17 protein-coding genes and 1 tRNA gene are annotated in these 18,303 nt (G+C 44.7%); 14 read left to right on the top strand and 4 right to left on the bottom strand.

The genetic code is table 11. The annotated features are described in order from the left end of the window. Window positions 1-7: 7 nt before the first annotated feature. Genes NYE50_RS18660 through pgmB form a run of 6 tightly spaced genes read left to right on the top strand, consistent with a single transcriptional unit; the run spans window position 8 to window position 7,659 of the window. On the top strand, window positions 8-1,318 hold the full coding sequence (locus NYE50_RS18660) for a carbohydrate ABC transporter permease (RefSeq protein ID WP_224988845.1): 1,311 nt from the start codon (window positions 8-10) through the stop codon (window positions 1,316-1,318). Next, window positions 1,319-2,155, top strand: a complete 837-nt coding sequence (locus NYE50_RS18655; RefSeq protein ID WP_025649322.1) for a sugar ABC transporter permease — start codon at window positions 1,319-1,321, stop codon at window positions 2,153-2,155. Window positions 2,156-2,159: 4 nt separating this feature from the next. Then, window positions 2,160-3,044 (top strand): DUF1189 family protein, encoded by an 885-nt coding sequence (locus NYE50_RS18650; RefSeq protein ID WP_224988847.1) that lies wholly within the window; start codon window positions 2,160-2,162, stop codon window positions 3,042-3,044. Next, on the top strand, window positions 3,022-5,295 hold the full coding sequence (locus tag NYE50_RS18645) for a glycoside hydrolase family 65 protein (protein WP_025649320.1): 2,274 nt from the start codon (window positions 3,022-3,024) through the stop codon (window positions 5,293-5,295). Before NYE50_RS18650 ends, NYE50_RS18645 begins: the two co-directional genes overlap by 23 nt. Continuing rightward, window positions 5,288-6,973 carry a glycoside hydrolase family 13 protein gene (locus NYE50_RS18640; RefSeq protein ID WP_053285127.1) on the top strand — a complete coding sequence of 562 codons (1,686 nt, stop codon included), beginning with the start codon at window positions 5,288-5,290 and terminating at the stop codon, window positions 6,971-6,973. Before NYE50_RS18645 ends, NYE50_RS18640 begins: the two co-directional genes overlap by 8 nt. Next, window positions 6,970-7,659, top strand: a complete 690-nt coding sequence (gene pgmB, locus NYE50_RS18635) for a beta-phosphoglucomutase (protein ID WP_021495243.1) — start codon at window positions 6,970-6,972, stop codon at window positions 7,657-7,659. The genes NYE50_RS18640 and pgmB overlap by 4 nt, the downstream gene beginning before the upstream one ends. Window positions 7,660-7,703: 44 nt before the next feature. On the opposite strand, the gene clpP is transcribed toward pgmB, so the two are convergent. Both clpP and NYE50_RS18625 read right to left on the bottom strand, forming a co-directional pair. Continuing rightward, window positions 7,704-8,300, bottom strand: a complete 597-nt coding sequence (gene clpP / locus NYE50_RS18630) for an ATP-dependent Clp endopeptidase proteolytic subunit ClpP (protein ID WP_003151513.1) — start codon at window positions 8,298-8,300, stop codon at window positions 7,704-7,706. Window positions 8,301-8,546: 246 nt separating this feature from the next. After that, window positions 8,547-9,521: a LacI family DNA-binding transcriptional regulator gene (locus NYE50_RS18625; protein WP_014418949.1), complete on the bottom strand. Its 975-nt coding sequence runs from the start codon at window positions 9,519-9,521 to the stop codon at window positions 8,547-8,549. A 388-nt stretch (window positions 9,522-9,909) separates the two neighbouring features. On the opposite strand from NYE50_RS18625, the gene NYE50_RS18620 reads away from it, so the two are divergent. The 5 genes from NYE50_RS18620 to NYE50_RS18600 all read left to right on the top strand — a co-directional run bounded on the left by NYE50_RS18620 (window position 9,910) and on the right by NYE50_RS18600 (window position 14,981). Then, entirely contained in the window at window positions 9,910-11,142 is a 1,233-nt protein-coding gene (locus tag NYE50_RS18620; RefSeq protein ID WP_070082426.1) for an MFS transporter, read from the top strand. A 14-nt stretch (window positions 11,143-11,156) separates the two neighbouring features. Continuing rightward, window positions 11,157-12,626: a glycoside hydrolase family 32 protein gene (locus NYE50_RS18615; RefSeq protein ID WP_159354621.1), complete on the top strand. Its 1,470-nt coding sequence runs from the start codon at window positions 11,157-11,159 to the stop codon at window positions 12,624-12,626. Window positions 12,627-12,832: 206 nt separating this feature from the next. Then, window positions 12,833-12,908, top strand: a tRNA-Arg gene (locus NYE50_RS18610). A 200-nt stretch (window positions 12,909-13,108) separates the two neighbouring features. Beyond that, window positions 13,109-14,098 (top strand): tyrosine-type recombinase/integrase, encoded by a 990-nt coding sequence (locus tag NYE50_RS18605; RefSeq protein ID WP_069449029.1) that lies wholly within the window; start codon window positions 13,109-13,111, stop codon window positions 14,096-14,098. Between the two features lie 157 nt (window positions 14,099-14,255). Continuing rightward, window positions 14,256-14,981: a helix-turn-helix domain-containing protein gene (locus tag NYE50_RS18600; protein WP_069449028.1), complete on the top strand. Its 726-nt coding sequence runs from the start codon at window positions 14,256-14,258 to the stop codon at window positions 14,979-14,981. A gap of 272 nt (window positions 14,982-15,253) precedes the next feature. Here NYE50_RS18600 and NYE50_RS18595 read toward each other — a convergent pair whose 3' ends face one another. Next, window positions 15,254-15,481, bottom strand: a complete 228-nt coding sequence (locus NYE50_RS18595) for a helix-turn-helix domain-containing protein (RefSeq protein WP_069449027.1) — start codon at window positions 15,479-15,481, stop codon at window positions 15,254-15,256. Window positions 15,482-15,662: 181 nt separating this feature from the next. Here NYE50_RS18595 and NYE50_RS18590 point away from each other — a divergent pair, with 181 nt between their 5' ends. Both NYE50_RS18590 and NYE50_RS18585 read left to right on the top strand, forming a co-directional pair. Beyond that, on the top strand, window positions 15,663-15,806 hold the full coding sequence (locus NYE50_RS18590) for a hypothetical protein (RefSeq protein ID WP_169061474.1): 144 nt from the start codon (window positions 15,663-15,665) through the stop codon (window positions 15,804-15,806). Between the two features lie 270 nt (window positions 15,807-16,076). Continuing rightward, on the top strand, window positions 16,077-16,415 hold the full coding sequence (locus NYE50_RS18585; protein ID WP_069449026.1) for a hypothetical protein: 339 nt from the start codon (window positions 16,077-16,079) through the stop codon (window positions 16,413-16,415). A 315-nt stretch (window positions 16,416-16,730) separates the two neighbouring features. On the opposite strand, the gene NYE50_RS18580 is transcribed toward NYE50_RS18585, so the two are convergent. Further along, entirely contained in the window at window positions 16,731-16,946 is a 216-nt protein-coding gene (locus tag NYE50_RS18580) for a helix-turn-helix domain-containing protein (protein WP_014470968.1), read from the bottom strand. A gap of 119 nt (window positions 16,947-17,065) precedes the next feature. Between NYE50_RS18580 and NYE50_RS18575 the strand changes: the two genes are divergently transcribed. Beyond that, on the top strand, window positions 17,066-18,241 hold the full coding sequence (locus tag NYE50_RS18575) for an AimR family lysis-lysogeny pheromone receptor (RefSeq protein ID WP_014470967.1): 1,176 nt from the start codon (window positions 17,066-17,068) through the stop codon (window positions 18,239-18,241). The last annotated feature ends 62 nt before the right edge of the window (window positions 18,242-18,303 follow it).

Raw genomic sequence — 18,303 nt, 5'->3', positions numbered from 1 at the left:
GCGAAAAATGAATAAAGATGATACACTTTTACACCAAAAACGGAAGGCGTCATGGTTTTTATCGATCATTCCGGGAATTGGACAGATCGCGAATCAGCAGATATCAAAGGGGATCTTATTTCTGGTCATTACGAGTTTGTTTGCTGTTGAATTATGCGTTTTCGGTATTGAGGCGCTGACCGGATTGGTTACCTTGGGAAGTGTTCCCGGTGAAGATCACTCATTATTTATGCTGATTGAAGGCACGCTGCAATTGATCTTGACGTTGATTTTTCTCATGTTCTATATCTTTTCAGTTTGTGATTTCCGTCATACCGCCGCTATGAAAGCGGCGGGTTTGAAGGTGAATACAGCGGCCAAGGATATCATCCGCCATGCGGGAGATAAAGGGTTTCCTTATTTATTTACACTGCCGGCATATCTCATGATGGTGTTTGTGATTATTTTTCCTGTTTTGGTGACTCTGTTTGTTGCCTTAACAAACTATGATTTTTATCATATACCGCCTAACAGTCTGATTGACTGGGTCGGCTTTAAAAATTTCTTGAATATCTTTTTTGTCGGTTCTTACCGGGAAACATTTGTGAATGTACTGGGCTGGACCATGATATGGACAATCTGTGCAACAACGCTGCAAATCATTTTGGGGATCGTGACGGCACTATTCGTGAATCAAGATTTTATTAAAGGCAGACGGATATTCCGAATGATTTTCTTATTTCCATGGGCTGTTCCGGCCTTTATCACAATTATGAGCTTTTCCAATATTTTTAATGACAGTATAGGGGCGATGAACACGCAGGTGATTCCATTAATTAACCACCTGCCGTTTGTGGAACTGCCGGCGATCGCGTGGAAGACTGATGCTTTCTGGACGAAGACCGCTCTGATTATGATTCAGACCTGGCTTGGCTTTCCTTATATTTATGTCATGGTAACGGGGGTCTTGCAGTCGATTCCGGGTGAATTGTATGAAGCCGCAAAGATTGACGGGGCTTCTTTTATGCAGCGTTTTCGCAATATTACATTACCGATGATTTTATTTGCGACGGCACCGGTGATGATTACACAGTACACATTTAACTTTAATAATTTTTCGATCATCTATTTGTTTAATGAAGGCGGTCCGGGAAGCGCGGGAGCCGGTGCCGGGTCGACCGATATTTTAATTTCCTGGATCTATAAACTGACAACCGGCACTTCTCCGCAATATGCTGTGGCAGCGGCCGTGACACTGTTAATATCTTTCGTCGTCATTGGAATTTCCCTGATTGCTTTTAAAAAGTCAAATGCTTTCGGCAATGAGGAGGTGATGTAGATGGGTTCCAGAACGGCCGGAATGCTTACGAAAATCTGCACCTATTTATTTTTGCTGGTTTTAAGCATTGTCATTTTATATCCGCTGCTGATTACGGCTTCCTCCGCTTTCCGTGCGGGAAATGTGACGGCTTTTCAGCTCGATTTCTCAGGTTCCTGGACTTTTGATCATTTTAAGCGGCTGTTTGAAGAGACGCTCTATCTTCATTGGTACAGCAATACGCTGGTTATCGCGCTGTCAGTCATGGTATTGCAGGTCACGATTGTAACGCTTGCCGGGTATACGTACAGCCGCTATCGGTTTGCGGGGCGAAAAAAGAGTCTTGTTTTCTTTTTAATCATTCAAATGGTGCCCACAATGGCAGCGCTGACTGCTTTTTATGTATTGGCCATGCTGATAGGCGCTCTTGATCAATACTGGTTTTTGACAGCGATCTATATCGGCGGCGGAATTCCGATGAACACGTGGCTGATGAAAGGTTATTTTGATACAGTTCCGAGAGAAATTGATGAGGCTGCGCGGATGGATGGAGCGGGGCACTTCAGGATATTTGCCTCCATTGTGCTGCCGCTTGTGAAGCCGATGCTTGCCGTTCAAGCGCTTTGGGCGTTTATGGCGCCGTTCGGGGACTATTTGCTGGCGAAGTTTTTGCTTCGCTCGCCGGAAAGGCTGACCATTGCAGTAGGGTTGCAGTCGTTCATTTCAAATCCGCAGCAGCAAAAAGTCGCCCTGTTTGCGGCGGGAGCTATACTTGCCGCACTGCCGATATGCATCTTGTTCTTTTTTCTCCAAAAGAACTTTGTATCCGGGCTGGCGGCGGGCGGAACAAAGGGGTAGTTCAATGAAGAATGTGCATAATGAAAGCTTTATGATCCGCAGTCTTAAAGCATCGGTGTCTCCGTCAGGTATTTGCCGTTACGGGAAAACATTCAGCTGGCTTCAGCTTTCCTTTCTCTTTATGTTTTTGACGTCCTGCCTTATGGCGCCGTTTACGATGTCGTTTTTGAAAATGGACCGCTTCAGCCTCAAATTGGTTATGCCTGCGGCGCTTTCTGCAGTGAATGATCGTTTTGCCGAACAATTAAACGGTATTCAAATCAGGAACGGAAAACTGACAGGCGGACAGCGTTTTGATCAAATTGAAGAGGGCAACCATCTGATGGCAGTCGATATGGAGCATGAATGGAAACCAAACGGTGAAAATGGGCGTTTGCGTGTAAAAGGATATGACAACGCGGTCATATTCCAGCCTGACCGGCTGATTATTACCGACCAAAACGGAATGGGGTTTTCAGTTCGCTATGGGAAAGCGGACGCCAGGCTTACGGACCCGGGCGTATATGAGACGGAGGCTGTTATCGGTCAATTGTGGCTGGCACAGTATAAGCCGATGATCATGATGCTGGGGTGCGCAGTGATTTTTTTGATCCAGCTGTTTTTTACAGCTGTGCTTGCGGGAGGCATCTGGATGGCAAAATTATCAAAAATGATCGATATCGCGTCATGTAAGGAAGCAGCTTCTGCAGCGATTTGCGCATCGGCTCTGCCTGCATTCGCGGCAGCTGCTATCGGGCTGATCCGCTTTGATTTGATTACTGTATTAATGGTTCATACATGCGGAGTCACGTTGATGATTGCTTTTTTATTCAGATATATGGCCAAAACCCGCCGTCATAATGAAAATGTTCATTCGGGAGGAAGACATGATAAATCAGCGGTTGTTTGAGATTGATGAATGGAAAATCAAAACCAATACATTTCAAAAAGAGTATATACGGCTGCAGGAAAGCCTGACTTCTCTTGCCAACGGCTATATGGGCATCAGGGGGAATTTTGAAGAGGGGTATTCAGGCGGCAGCCATCAAGGCACATATATTGCGGGCGTGTGGTTCCCTGACAAAACGCGGGTAGGCTGGTGGAAAAACGGGTATCCGGACTATTTCGGAAAAGTGATCAATGCGATGAATTTTATTGGAATAGATGTGTATGTTGACGGTGAAAAAGTCGATCTCTATCAAAACCGACTCGAATCATTTGAGTTAGAGCTTCATATGAAAGAAGGAATTCTGAGGAGGAGCGCTGTTGTCCGTATTCAGGATAAAACCGTGCGAATCAAATCAGAACGATTTCTCAGCCTGGCCGTAAAAGAGCTATGTGCGATTCATTATGAAGCGGAGTGTCTGACAGGGGACGCCGTTATTACGCTTGTCCCTTATCTTGATGGCAATGTTGTAAACGAAGATTCAAACTATCAAGAGCGGTTTTGGCAGGAAAAAGAGACAGGAGCGGATTACCGCCGCGGGCATATAACGGCAAAAACGCTCGACAATCCGTTCGGAACGCCGCGTTTCACTGTCTCAGCCTTAATGGAAAATTTGACAGAAGGCTATGTCAGTCAAAGCTTTCAAACTTCCGGCATGTATGCTGAAAATCGCTTCAGCTACCAAAACAAAGCTTCATTGAAGAAGTTTATTGTTGTCACGACTTCACGCGATGTTCAAGAAGCAGAGCTTACTTCGAAAGGGGAGGAGCTTTTGGCGGCTATTCTTAAGCAAGGTTATGAAGAAGCGAGACAGCAGCATATTGCCAAGTGGAAGGAAAGATGGGCAAAAGCGGATATAGAGATAAAGGGAGATAAGGAACTTCAGCAAGGCATCCGCTACAATATCTTTCAGTTATTCTCGACATACTACGGGGCAGATGCCCGTTTGAACATCGGACCGAAAGGATTTACAGGCGAAAAATACGGCGGTGCCGCCTATTGGGATACCGAGGCGTATGCCGTTCCGATGTATTTGGCGACAGCCGAGCCGGAAGTCACGAAAAACCTGCTTTTGTACCGCTATCATCATTTGGAGGCTGCCAAACGGAACGCCGCCAAGCTGGGGATGAAGGGGGCGCTTTATCCGATGGTGACGTTTACCGGAGATGAATGCCACAATGAGTGGGAGATTACGTTTGAAGAAATTCACCGCAACGGCGCGATTTGCTATGCGATCTGCAATTATGTCCAATATACAGGTGATCGCGCCTATATGGAGGAATATGGGATAGACGTTCTTGTGGCAGTCAGCAGATTCTGGGCCGGCCGCGTTCACTTTTCGAAACGAAAAAATAAGTATATGATCCACGGCGTCACAGGGCCGAATGAATATGAAAACAACGTTAACAACAATTGGTATACGAATGTCATTGCGGCTTGGACGTTGGATTATACTCTGCAAAGTCTCGAAAGGATCTCAGCGGAGAAACGCCGCCTTCTGGATGTGCAGGAAGAAGAATTGAAAGTCTGGAGAGAAATCATCCGGCACATGTACTATCCGTATAGTGAAGAACTGCAAATTTTCGTTCAGCATGACACATTTTTGGACAAAGACCTGCAATCAGTTGACGAATTAGATCCAGCTGAACGGCCTCTTTATCAAAATTGGTCATGGGACAAAATCCTCCGCTCCAGCTTTATTAAACAAGCCGATGTGCTGCAAGGCATTTATTTATTTCCTGACCGTTTCTCTATAGACGAAAAACGCCGCAACTATGAATTTTATGAACCGATGACGGTTCATGAATCAAGCTTATCGCCCTCCATTCACGCGGTGCTCGCTGCCGAATTGAGGATGGAAAAGAAGGCGCTTGAATTATATAAGCGTACAGCAAGGCTTGATCTCGACAATTACAATCGCGATACGGAGGAAGGTCTTCACATTACTTCAATGACGGGAAGCTGGCTGGCGATCGTCCAAGGGTTTGCCGGCATGCGTACTTTAAAAGGAACGCTCTCATTCACCCCATTTTTGCCGAATGAATGGGACGGTTACTCGTTCCATATCAATTATCGAAACCGCTTGATCAAGGTGACGGTCGAAGAAAGGCGCGCCATTTTTGAGCTTGTCAAAGGCGAACCGGTGTCCATCACAGTTTATGGAGAACCGATGGTGCTGAATGAACGATGTGAAAGGAGAATGCCTGATGAGTGAATGGTGGAAAGAAGCTGTCGTGTATCAAATTTACCCGCGCAGTTTTTATGATTCCAATGGAGATGGATTTGGGGATTTACAAGGCATTATCAAAAAGCTTGATTATATCAAAAGACTTGGCGCGGATGTGATCTGGCTGTCGCCCGTGTTTGATTCTCCGCAGGATGACAACGGTTATGACATCAGTGACTACAGAAACATGTACGAAAAATTCGGAACAAATGAAGATATGTTTCAGTTAATTGATGAAGTGCATCAGCGCGGAATGAAAATCATCATGGATCTGGTCGTGAACCACACGTCGGATGAACATGCCTGGTTTGCTGAAAGCCGCAAGTCGAAGGACAATCCTTACCGGGATTATTATTTTTGGAAAGACCCGAAATCGGACGGTTCTGAGCCGAATAATTGGGGATCGATTTTTTCAGGCTCGGCGTGGACGTTCGATGAAGGGACAGGACAGTATTATTTGCACTACTTTTCGAAAAAACAGCCTGATTTAAATTGGGAAAATGAAGCCGTTCGCCGGGAAGTGTATGATCTGATGAAGTTCTGGATGGATAAAGGCGTTGACGGCTGGCGGATGGATGTGATCGGCTCCATTTCCAAGCACACTGATTTTCCGGACTATGAAACAGATAACAGCCGCCCCCATATCGTCGGCCGTTATCACTCTAACGGCCCCCGCCTGCATGAATTTATTCAAGAGATGAACAGGGAAGTGCTTTCTCATTACGACTGCATGACAGTCGGAGAGGCAAACGGTTCTGATATTGAAGAGGCGAAAAAATATACGGATGCAGGCAGGCAAGAGCTGAATATGATCTTTACATTTGAACATATGGATATCGATACAGAACAAAACTCGCCAAATGGGAAATGGCAGATCAAGCCGTTTGATGTGATTGCTTTAAAACAAACAATGACAAGGTGGCAGACCGGGTTGATGAATAGCGGCTGGAATACCCTGTATTTTGAGAATCATGATCAGCCGAGAGTGATTTCCCGCTGGGGCAATGACGGTGAGCTGCGAAAACAATGTGCGAAAGCATTCGCAACGGTTCTCCACGGGATGAAAGGCACACCGTTTATTTACCAGGGAGAAGAAATCGGCATGGTCAACAGTGATATGCCGCTGGAGATGTATGACGATCTTGAAATAAAAAATGCATACCGTGAACTAGTCATCGAAAACAAAACGATGTCAGAAAAAGAGTTTGTCAAAGCCGTGATGATAAAAGGAAGGGATCACGCGAGGACGCCGATGCAATGGGATGCAGGAAAACATGCCGGATTCACAGCCGGAGACCCTTGGTTAGCGGTCAATTCCCGCTATCAAGAAATCAATGTGAAAGAATCCTTGGAAGATCAAGATTCAATTTTCTATTACTATCAGAAGCTCATTCAATTACGAAAGCAATATAAGATCATGGTATACGGAGATTATCAGCTGCTGCTGGAAGATGATCCGCAAATCTATTGTTATATCCGTAAATATCAAGGGAAAAAGCTTCTCGTCGTTGTGAATTTGTCGGAAGACAAGGCCCGGTTCGAAGCGCCTCCGGAACTGATCCATGAGCGCTGGAAAATCCTGATTTCGAACTATCCGCAGGAGCGGGCTGACTTGAAGAGTATCAGCCTCAAACCTTATGAAGCTGTGATGGGCATCAGCATATGAAAGCGGTTATTTTTGATTTAGACGGAGTGATAACAGATACGGCTGAATATCATTTTCTCGCTTGGAAGCACATCGCAGAACAAATTGATATTCCCTTTGACAGGAATGTGAATGAAGGCCTGAAAGGAATCAGCCGGGAAGAGTCACTGGAAAGCATACTGATCTTTGGCGGAGCGGAAAAAAGGTTTACACATGCGGAGAAACAAGAACTGCTGCATCAAAAAAACCAATATTATCAAACGTTGATCAGCAGATTGACGCCGGAAGATCTCTTGCCGGGAATCGGCAGGCTTCTTTGTGAATTAAAAAATGAACATATAAAAATCGGGTTAGCATCTTCAAGCCGCAATGCCCGCGCGATCTTAAAACGTTTGGCGATTATCGATGATTTTCAAGCCATTGTTGACCCGGCGGCTCTTGCGAAGGGGAAGCCTGATCCCGAAATCTTTTTAACAGCTGCAGCGCTGCTCGGTGTTTCCACGGCTGAATGCGCGGCAATAGAAGATGCTGAAGCAGGAATATCTGCAATTAAATCTGCCGGGATGTTCGCGGTCGGTGTCGGGCGTGAACAGTCGATGCTTGGTGCTGATCTGGTTGTGAGGCAAACCGGTGAATTGTCGTTTGAGCTGTTGAAGGAAGAATGGAAGCAGTATAGGGGAAAGGTTTTAAAAAGCATCAGAGAGTGAAAAAAACCTGCAAGAGACATCATCTCTTGCAGGTTTTTTGGGCATTACTTCTGGTCTTCTGTATTGCGTGTCAGCACTTTATCGATTAAGCCGTATTCTAAGGCTTCATCAGCTGATTTGAAGTTGTCGCGGTCTGTATCGCGCTCAATGACTTCAAGCGGCTGGCCGGTACGTTCAGCAAGCACTTTGTTTAATTTGTCGCGAAGCAAGAGAATGCGTTTTGCCGCGATTTCAATTTCTGTCGCCTGTCCTTGCGCTCCGCCAAGCGGCTGGTGAATCATAACTTCACTGTTAGGAAGCGCGTAACGTTTGCCTTTTTCTCCGGCTGCAAGTAAAAATGCTCCCATAGAAGCGGCCATACCGATGCAGATCGTGGATACTTTCGGTTTAATGAACTGCATTGTATCATAGATTGCCATACCGGCAGTGATTGATCCGCCAGGGCTGTTAATGTAAATGGAAATATCTTTTTCAGGGTCTTCCGCTTCAAGGAATAAAAGCTGTGACACGATGGAGTTCGCAACGTTGTCATCAATCGCAGATCCAAGCATGATAATACGGTCCTTCAAAAGACGGGAGTAAATGTCATAAGCTCTTTCTCCGCGGTTCGTTTGTTCAATGACTGTAGGTATTAAATTCATAATGCTCCTCCTTCACCTTTTAGGTAAGTATGTATTTACATGATACATTTTTGGTCAATAAAGGTCAAACAAAACGCTGACCAAAATGCCAACCTTTTCTTCTAACACCATTTTTCCCATAAAACAAAAAGTTCAAACAGCAAAGTGGAAATGAGGATGATCAGCACCGGCGCTTGAGAAAATGATATGGCCGGAGCGCTCAAAATAGACCGCAATCGCGTCGCTACGTACGGCTGAAGGGTCTGACTACGTTGTCCGCCCTTCCAAAAGCCGTACCGGCAAATACGTTTCCAGCGGCAAATCATCAAATTCGCCTTCAATTTCTTTTGCTAAAATCTCAATGGCTGTTTTGGAAATCAATTCAATCGGCTGCTGGATGGTTGCCAAGTCCGGCAGAACCGATTGAACGGTTTCAGTGCCGTCATAACCGATCACTTTTAATTGATTCGGGATGTCTATTCCCCGTTTTTTGGCCTCGGTCATCACGGCAGCCGCCATGATATCATCGCTGGCAAAAATTCCGTCGGTGTCAGGCTGTTCATCGAATAATGTTGAAATAATGTCATGGTAATGCTGATAAAAGGGTACTTCATATGTAATAGGCTTCCGTCCGTGTTCATGCATGACGTCTTCGTATGCTTTTCTTCTGAGGTTTGCCGGTGTTTCGAGTTCAAGCGGGCCGTTGATATGGACGATGTGCCGGCACCCTTTTTCAATCAGCAGTTCTGCCGCCTTTTTTCCGCCGTCATAGTTGTCTGAGCCGACGACGGGAATCGTGTCCGATAAGTAATGATCAATGGCGACAATCGGCAGATTCTGCTTGTGATCATTGAGAATTCCCCGGTTGTAAGTCACGGCGATCACGCCGTCCACTTGGTTTCTTATCAGCATCTCCAAATATTTTTCTTCCTTATCCTTTCGATGTAAACTGTTGCAAAGCAGCAGTTTGTAGCCCATGGACGTACAAATGCTTTCAATATGAAAGGCGAGTTCGCCGAAAAACGGGTTGCTGGAGTTTGGGATGATAAGTCCTATTAAATTGGTTCGTTTTCGGAATAAAGAGCGGGCCAGATCGTTTGGAAAGTAATTGATTTCTTCCATCGCCTTGTACACTTTTTCTTTTGTTTTTTCGCTGATATAGCCGCGGTTATTTAATACCCGCGAAACGGTTGTAGATGAAACTCCCGCTATTTTCGCAACATCATGAATGTTAGGCTTCATTCCCGTGCCCTCCTGCTTACTGAAATGGCTTACAATTTCCGTCACGCACTTATTTTAGAGAATCAGGCTGACATGTGCAAGGACATTCCATGTTTCTGTTTTCATACAAAGAGGGTGCGTTTTGTTTGGTAAATAATCAGAAAATTTTATGTCAACCGATTGACATATGAAACCGGTTGACATACAATTCTCTTTGAAAGCGCTTTATTTATGGAGTGAGGGGAAGTGACGGGTATGGAGAGATGGCTGGCGGCAATGAAGTGAAAGAATCAAGCAGCGATGTAAAGTAAGCGCTTACTCGGAGCTCGCATGTATGTGATGAAAATGAAGAAGGAAGTATGCGGCTCTAAAACGGCTATTAAAAGGCCCTATTAAAGGAGCGGTGCAAATGAAAAGCTCAAAAAGTCTGTATTGGAAACTGAGTGCTTATTTCTTCTTTTTCTTTTTTACTTGGTCTTCCAGCTATTCTTTATTTGCGATTTGGTTAGGGCAGGAAATCAATTTAAACGGATCAGCGACAGGCATTATCTTTTCTGTAAACGCCGTATTTGCCCTGTGCATGCAGCCTCTTTACGGTTTTATCTCTGACAAATTGGGGCTGAAGAAAAAGATATTGTTTATGATCAGCTGTCTTCTCATATTCACGGGTCCGTTTTATATCTTCGTCTATGGGCCGCTTTTACAATATAACGTCTTTCTTGGCGCCGTTGTCGGAGGCTTATATTTGGGAGCCGCTTTTTTGGCGGGGATAGGCGCGATTGAAACGTACATTGAAAAGGTCAGCCGTAAATATGATTTCGAGTATGGAAAATCTAGAATGTGGGGCTCGCTGGGCTGGGCGGCGGCTGCATTTTTTGCGGGGCAGCTTTTCAATATCAATCCCAATATCAACTTCTGGATCGCGTCTGTTTCCGCCGTCATATTAACGGCCATTATCATGTCTGTGAAAATAGAAATGACCGATCATGAGAAAAACAGAGCGGATTCGGTCCGATTAAAAGATGTGGGGCGGCTCTTTTTACTAAGAGATTTCTGGTTTTTTATGATGTACATTATCGGGGTGACTTGCATTTACGGTGTATATGATCAGCAGTTCCCGATCTACTATGCGTCTTTGTTTCCTTCAGTGTCGATGGGTAACCAAGTATTCGGCTATCTTAATTCATTCCAGGTGTTTTTGGAGGCCGGCATGATGTTTCTTGCGCCTTTTATCGTCAATAAGTTCGGGGCGAAAAACAGTTTGATATTAGCGGGATTTTTAATGGCTTTCCGCATCGTCGGGTCCGGAATTGCAGTTGAGCCTGTAGGCATTTCATCAATGAAACTCATCCACGCACTGGAATTGCCGATTATGCTGATCGCCGTTTTTAAATATTTGGCTGCCAATTTTGATACGCGTCTGTCGTCCGTCCTTTATCTCGTCGGTTTTCAATTCGCATCTCAGGCAGGCGCGTCGATTCTGTCGCCGCTTGCGGGAGGATTATATGACAGTGCGGGGTTCCGTCAAACCTATCTCATCATGGGAATCATCGTCTTCGGTTTTACCGTCATCTCCATATTTACTTTATTGGGCCCGAAACAAAACAGCAGGCGTGTCCAGCGTCTGCAAAAAATCGGATAGAGAGGATGTTACAAATGGATAGAATTCAGCAGGCGGAAGAAGCTTTGAAGGAAGCCGAGGGTAAAGTGAAACAAAGGTATCGATTGGGGTACCATATTATGCCCCGGGCGAATTGGATCAATGATCCGAACGGGCTTATTCAGTTTAAAGGAGAATACCACGTCTTTTTTCAGCATCATCCGTATGATGAGCATTGGGGGCCGATGCATTGGGGACATGTAAAAAGTAAAGATCTCATTCATTGGGAGCACCTGCCGGTTGCCTTAGCTCCGGGCGATGCATTCGACCAAAGCGGCTGTTTTTCGGGAAGCGCGGTCGATGATCATGGAAGATTAGCCCTCATCTATACAGGACATAATATAATTGATCAAGAGAAAGACCTATTCTATCAAACTCAAAATATCGCTGTCAGCCAAGATGGAACCGTGTTTGAAAAGCTTCAGGAAAACCCTGTTATTGCGGAACCGCCGGAAGACAGCGCCCGTCATTTCCGTGATCCGAAAGTTTGGAAGCATCGCGATGTTTGGTATATGGTCATCGGCAACTCTTCAAAAGAAAACGTCGGACGGGTCGTTTTATACCGTTCACCTGATTTGCGTGATTGGGAATACGCGGGGGTTCTCGCCCAAAGTGACGGTAATCTCGGCTATATGTGGGAATGTCCTGATTTCTTTGAATTAGGCGGCAAGCATGTCCTGCTGATTTCGCCCCAGGGGATCGAGGCGGACGGTGATTCCTATCAAAATTTACATCAAACCGGCTATTTAATCGGTGACTATCATGATGAAACAAACAAATTTACACACGGCGCTTTTAAAGAACTGGATCACGGACATGACTTTTACGCCGTGCAAACATTATTAGATGATAAAGGACGCAGAATTGCTATCGGCTGGATGGATATGTGGGAATCTGAGATGCCGACCAAAGCGGACGGATGGTGCGGTGCACTGACTTTGCCGCGAGAACTGACTTTGCGTGATGATCATAAACTTTTGATGAATCCCGTGGAAGAAACCAAGCAGCTGCGGAAAATGGAATATCGGGAATGTGCCGGACGATCGCTTTCAGGGAGTTACTTGGCAAAGACGCCGGAAGACCTGCTTGAAGTCCGAGTCGTGTTTGATATAAACGATTCCGATGCCGAAACGGCAGGTTTTAAGATTCGCGGCCTTGATGAAGAAGAACTTGTGCTGACATACAATCTAACGGATAAAAAGCTGACACTTGATTGCACCAAGATGGGGAAAGCGAAAGACGGTGTGAGAAGGGTGCAGACGGATACAAACGGCAAGCTGGCGCTGCGTATCTTTATTGACAGATCCTCGATTGAAGTATTCGCCAATCATGGAGAAACAACGATGACAAGCCGTATCTATCCGAATGAAGGCAGATTGGGGATTGAGCTGTTTTCTGAGAAAGGCGCCGTAAAAGTTGAGGAATTCACCTATTGGACGTTAAAGGACATTTGGAAAAAAAGCTGAAACGTGCTTTTTCTGAAGTGACTGGAAATGTACCGAGCCGGGGGCAGTCCGCCTGAAATGGGTTTTTTGTGACAATCAATGCCGTTAAACGATGCAGGATTATGCTGCATGAAGACGCTGCATAATCCTGTTGTGCATTATCAAAAAAGAGTTGCTTTCTGCGCGTATCTTTATTATAATATAAAGGTATCTGATTGAAAAAACGTGCGCTCGTAGCTCAGTTGGATAGAGCGGTGGTTTCCGGTACCACGTCTGTCGGGGGTTCGAATCCCTCCGAGCGCGTCCAATACGTTATAACCCCGTCATATCAACGTTTTCCGACGGTCCGTTAAGCGTTAAGTGTACGAAAAGTGTCCGGAAGGGCGCGAACCGGTAAAGAACGGGCCCGGCTTTAATCGGTCGGCTCGCTTCTCCTAAAACGAAATAGTCCGATTCAGCAAACGTAACCTCGCGGATAAATAAATCCGGGAGGTTTTTTTGTTATGGCGGTTTTAAAACGGAGGCAAGGCGTCCGGAATCGGCGCGAGACTGACGGAATAATGAAGAGCTTCAAAGCGGTGAAGACCGTTCATGAAGCGTTGGAAATCGTTTGCGAATTATATGTAACGGAGAACTATCGCGATAGAACGATCAATGATTATCGGAAGTATTGGGCCGAATTCACGGAGGTAGTCGGAATCATGCCGTCTGATAACGTGACGGACATCACGGAAGATCATCTGCGTTCTTATATTACAACGATGCTAAACATACGAGCTCTTTCGCCTGTAACGATAAACATTCGTTTAGGCGGTATTAAATCGATCCTTAGCCGAATGACTAAGCGCGGCCTTCTAAACGAGAATCCAGCGAAAAGAGTAACAAAGCTTCGCGTCGATGAAAAGACGATAAAAATGCTCACGGATAGTCAAGTACGGCGTTTCTTTAAAATGATCGATAAAGATACATTTCCGGGCTTTCGCGATTATGTAGCGTTCCTTATTGCGCTGAAGTGCGGGCTTCGCTCGAATGAGCTTGAAGGACTCAAGCCGGAAGATATCGACTTTGACAACCTCGTTATTGTGCTTCCGGGCGCCGTCAACAAGAACCGTAAAAACAGAATGGTACCGATGACTGAACAAGTCGCGGAAGAGTTGCGGCAATTACTAACGGAAATGACGGATTATTTCGGTACTTTTACGCATGTTTTCGTTAATCAGTACGGAGATAAGATTGCGAAAGATCATTTGCGGAAGAGGGCTGCGAAGTACGGGGAAATGGCGGATTTAAAAAAAGAATGCCGACCGAGCCTTCACAGCTTACGACATTCCTTTGCGATTAACTATCTACGGAACGGCGGTGACATACGTTCCCTACAAAAAATAATGGGGCACGCTGACCTCGCTTCTACAGAAATATATCTCGATTATGTAGACGATATCGTAATCGAGCAATACAGAAAAGCAAGTCGAAACGACACGTTAAAGATATAAAAACAAAAAAAAGAACGCCATCCAGCGGAAATAAATCCGATAGATAAGACGCCCTAACCTACGTCTATCTTATCGGAAAAAAGCGTACGTGTCAACGCTTATTTAAGTGCGCCCGTTTTTCCGACGGACCGGCGTCTCTTATCGAGGAGAGAGCCGAATGTATACGAAAGAAGCCTCTAAAATGGCGTCATTCCGTTCAGTGGATGAGCTTAACGGCGCCATCCGTACGCACATATACCGCAATAAATCCGATCTAACGCCTGCCGCAATCGAGGTTCTAAAGGTGTTGTCTCGTCATGCCGTCAAAACGCCGGGCGTGGCGTACCTGAAGCTCGCATCTATCGCGGAATTAATCGGCCGGCACCGCGTTACTGTGATTCGGGCCATTAAACGTTTAGTCGATCTCGGCATTATCCGCAAAGAAATTAAATACCGGCCAGTATCCGGCGGCAACGGCGCAAATATGTACGTTATCCTGCCGGCGGCCGATGTTACCCCGTCCGTGTTACCCCGCCAAGAAGCCGAAAAGCCAACGGAGACAAAGCCGGAAGCGCCGAAACGGGGGAACGAAGCTGTTATTTCTCAAAGCAAATTAAAGTTACTACGTAATACGTATGCTGCGTTTAAGTCTGCGGTCAATACGTTTATCAGCGATCGGAAATTAACGAGCAAGTTGTACGGCATATACCTTGCGCATACGTCGTATTTAAAAGGCGTGTATGCTGCCGGTGCGCTTCAAGAAATCGGACTGGAAGCCGTTCGTCAAACGTTTATAGCGACTAAACGGAAGCCTATCCGCAACTTGGCCGGCTATTATAACGGCGTACTAGACCGGATGCTTGACCGTTTGCTTTCAGATCGATTCGATGACTTGGAAGCATAAAAAAGACGCTGATTGTTCAGCGTCAGTAATTCATCGAGTGCGGACTGTTTCGCACTCCGGACACACAACCAATGTAACCGGAGTAAGTTTGAATGATGCTGAGTTTAATCCTTGGCTTTCCTTAAGGGAAACTGAAGAATTACCTATCTGAATGGGGGTAAATCTTTGCTCACCTTCTTCGAATCCACAAGCCGCACATTTTAAGTTTGCCATTAAAAACACCTCCCTACGTCAATTATATCAGCGTAGAAAGGCGTTGTGTGGAGGGCAGGTCAGTCTTGGCGTTCGAACTGGACGACCTCTTCAATAGGACAATCTAAGTATTCGCAAATATAAGCGATTGTAGTCAATGAAACAAATTCGCCGGCTGAGAACTTCGCCATGATTGTCGGCGAGATGCGTAGATCATCCTTTAGTTGTTTCTTTGTTATGTCTCTCTTTAATAAAGTCATCTCTAGCGGTTTATAGTTTGGTTTTAAGGTTAATGATTTCTTCGTCATTCTAATACCTCCGAAAATGCTTGCTATGTTTATGCACTTATTATAACATATATGCATAGGAATAATACAAAAAAGTGTAGGAAAAATACATAAATGTGTTGACTTAAACTACACAAAAGTGTATTATAGTATTAGAAGGACGGAACAACAGTCCTTCAAAAACAGAAAGGAGGACGGAAGATTGATTGAACTAATCACAAAGCTTTCCGTTATCGCCGCATCTTGGCTAACGATACTGAAACTCACGCTAGAGCTTCGCAAGATGCGGAAAGAGACGAAAAGCAAAAAGCGACGCTCTCCCTCCAAGAAGAAACGTCGCAAGTAACCAAGACGGGGCGAAAGCCCCGGCTGTTCAATCAATTATACCACATATGAAAAAGATTAATACAATCGAATTGTTTCTAATTGTTGCCCTTTGCTTCTGGATCGCAAGCATGAATTTTACAGCACTTTCTGTTTTAGACTTCATCGGAATTGGCACAGCGGTCGTATATTGCGGGTTGATCGTGTGGAAATTGCTGTCCCGATGAATAACAAAACGGCGTTCGGCGGCAGCGAAGTCGTCGGACGTCACTAAACGAAAGGATGATCCGTTATGACAAACGTTATCAATAAAAACAGCCTTATTCCGGCTGAGTACGTTATATATAATTTCGCAGGAGAAGGAAAAGACTTGCGGAAGGACAAACAGCTCGTTCACTTAGGCGGTAATTTAGCGATTGGCTACGAAGATGGTTGCGGTATCATGCTTTATGAAATGGCTGGCGATCCCGGTGCGTGGGAGATCGGAGACAATGACCACGTCTTACACGATATATACGATGATGGTTGGCTCTCCGATGTCCCGATCCAAAAGCTCGCGAGTATGTCGGTTCTTGAATTCATGCTCACGGTTGCCGAAAGGAAAGCGAAGAAAAAGGCAGTGGTTTCATGAATATCCGTAGTACACTTTACCTAATTGCGCGAATTCTCGGTGATGTCAACGCAGTCAAACGCGGGAAAATCGGTCAAAGAATTGTCCGGAGGGCGGCCGGAAAAGCCATCGGCAGGCTTTTCAAGTAGTTTAGACTCGTTTGTCAACAATTACCTCTAAAAACTTTGTGACTTTCGACATATTTCGACGGAAAAATTCTCAATAGTCAGGTAATATAGTGAACAACAAGAGAACACTTGTACGGGTGAAAATTCAGGTGGCTTACATAAGCCACTTCTCGGTTGACGGGTGATGCTTAATCCCGCCAGCGACTGTCTATTCTTGCGGAATCCATTCGTACAGATCATCTATGGTGCAGTTTAAGATCTGCGCAAACGTTCGAGCAGTTCCGAGAGTCATTTCTTGTTTACCCTGTACGTACTTAGAGATATGACTCTTATCGTAACCACTTTTGTCCGCAAGCATCGTTTGTGTAAAGCCACATTCGACTAACAAGTCGCGAAGTAGACACCGTCCCGGTCTGTACTTCACCGATTAAACACCTCCGCAAAGCTTTTATCGGGCTTTACGAAGGAAATTATAAACTATTGCCGTCTGTTTTTCTATTCGTTTCTGGATGCACAATAATTTGGAGGAAGAAGGGGAAGGGTTTGAAAAGTTTATCGGACGAAATTTTCAATTTGATTGAAGATAGCGATCTAAAACCGACAAAAGTAGCAGAAATGGTTGGGATATCAGGAACTACTCTGTCTGATTTGAAAGAGTCTGATACCATCGGATTCATTTCAATGCTTAAGATAGCGCAAGTTTGCAAAGGATCTGAGTATCACGATGTCATGAGGAAATGGTGTCAGGTGCTCTTCACGACCGAATCACTTAAACATGCTTTCGAGTATGCGGCGGTTAAGAGGGACGTGGATCTTCTCGGAGAGTTGTTGTGTAAAACGAAAAACGATGAATACCTAGATTTGTATCGCAGTGTGTATGGATTAATCTACAGTTTTATGAGGGGAAAGATTCCGTTTCTCGATCTATATAATGAGCTTAAAAGTGTCCGAACGTCGAAGGACAAAAGCTTGTCGATCATAGTGAATATCTATAACTGCTACATGCTTTACTACAAAAAGGACTTCCTTGGGATATTAACGAGAGCTAAGAAGATCGAGAAAGAAATTCAAAAACTAGGAAATGGCAGAAGATCTTTTTTTAAGCAATGCTATACTTACAGATTATCTGAGGTTATGATGCCGGTACATCTTCACTTCTCTAATTTTGAAGCAGCGCGACGTTACGCGGAAATTTTAATTCACTCCAATATAAGCTACAAAGCGCTATCGGATGGGTATTACGGGCTTGGGATGTCTTACTTACTGAGCAATAAATCTTTATGTTTGAGGTATCTTGAACGCAGTTATCAGGCGATGAGCAAAATCGAAAGAACTGATCTTATCGCTGAAACTAAAACAAACTTTGAACTAGCTAAATTGTATTTCGATGTTCGAGAAGGGATGTCTATTCCTGAGATGAAGCGCTTCTTAATGAATATGACATTACGAGATGAGGCTGATTTCATAAAATACTTTGGTTTTATATCAAAAAATAGTCTGTCATCGATCTATGAAGGTATAAGCTATTTCTTCAGTAAAAAGAATTTTTTATTTGCTTATTTAATTGCCGATGATCTTGCTCGATTTGGTGTCGACGGTGAGCAAGTTGAGGCTTTAAAGTCGATAAAATTAATTGATAAGGTGGAGATTAGTTTTGAAAAAGAAGTTATTAGCTGTTTTAATCACTGGGATCGTGTTGGTATCAGCCGGGTATCTTAGCCAAAAAGAACAACCTGTAACAAACAGTGCAAAAGACGAGTTTAAAGTAGCTGAGCTTAATC

The organism is Bacillus sp. EU55 (assembly GCF_038005925.1).
Lineage (GTDB): Bacteria > Bacillota > Bacilli > Bacillales > Bacillaceae > Bacillus > Bacillus velezensis.
The sequence above is the reverse complement of the archived record's forward strand: the minus strand, read 5'-3'. Positions and strand labels throughout refer to the sequence as shown.

Coding starts and splice junctions, on each gene's coding strand:
- NYE50_RS18660 (WP_224988845.1), top strand. CDS start 8: ATGAATAAAGATGATACACTTTTACACCAAAAACGGAAGGCGTCATGG.
- NYE50_RS18655 (WP_025649322.1), top strand. CDS start 1,319: ATGGGTTCCAGAACGGCCGGAATGCTTACGAAAATCTGCACCTATTTA.
- NYE50_RS18650 (WP_224988847.1), top strand. CDS start 2,160: ATGAAGAATGTGCATAATGAAAGCTTTATGATCCGCAGTCTTAAAGCA.
- NYE50_RS18645 (WP_025649320.1), top strand. CDS start 3,022: ATGATAAATCAGCGGTTGTTTGAGATTGATGAATGGAAAATCAAAACC.
- NYE50_RS18640 (WP_053285127.1), top strand. CDS start 5,288: ATGAGTGAATGGTGGAAAGAAGCTGTCGTGTATCAAATTTACCCGCGC.
- pgmB (WP_021495243.1), top strand. CDS start 6,970: ATGAAAGCGGTTATTTTTGATTTAGACGGAGTGATAACAGATACGGCT.
- clpP (WP_003151513.1), bottom strand. CDS start 8,300: ATGAATTTAATACCTACAGTCATTGAACAAACGAACCGCGGAGAAAGA.
- NYE50_RS18625 (WP_014418949.1), bottom strand. CDS start 9,521: ATGAAGCCTAACATTCATGATGTTGCGAAAATAGCGGGAGTTTCATCT.
- NYE50_RS18620 (WP_070082426.1), top strand. CDS start 9,910: ATGAAAAGCTCAAAAAGTCTGTATTGGAAACTGAGTGCTTATTTCTTC.
- NYE50_RS18615 (WP_159354621.1), top strand. CDS start 11,157: ATGGATAGAATTCAGCAGGCGGAAGAAGCTTTGAAGGAAGCCGAGGGT.
- NYE50_RS18605 (WP_069449029.1), top strand. CDS start 13,109: ATGGCGGTTTTAAAACGGAGGCAAGGCGTCCGGAATCGGCGCGAGACT.
- NYE50_RS18600 (WP_069449028.1), top strand. CDS start 14,256: ATGTATACGAAAGAAGCCTCTAAAATGGCGTCATTCCGTTCAGTGGAT.
- NYE50_RS18595 (WP_069449027.1), bottom strand. CDS start 15,481: ATGACGAAGAAATCATTAACCTTAAAACCAAACTATAAACCGCTAGAG.
- NYE50_RS18585 (WP_069449026.1), top strand. CDS start 16,077: ATGACAAACGTTATCAATAAAAACAGCCTTATTCCGGCTGAGTACGTT.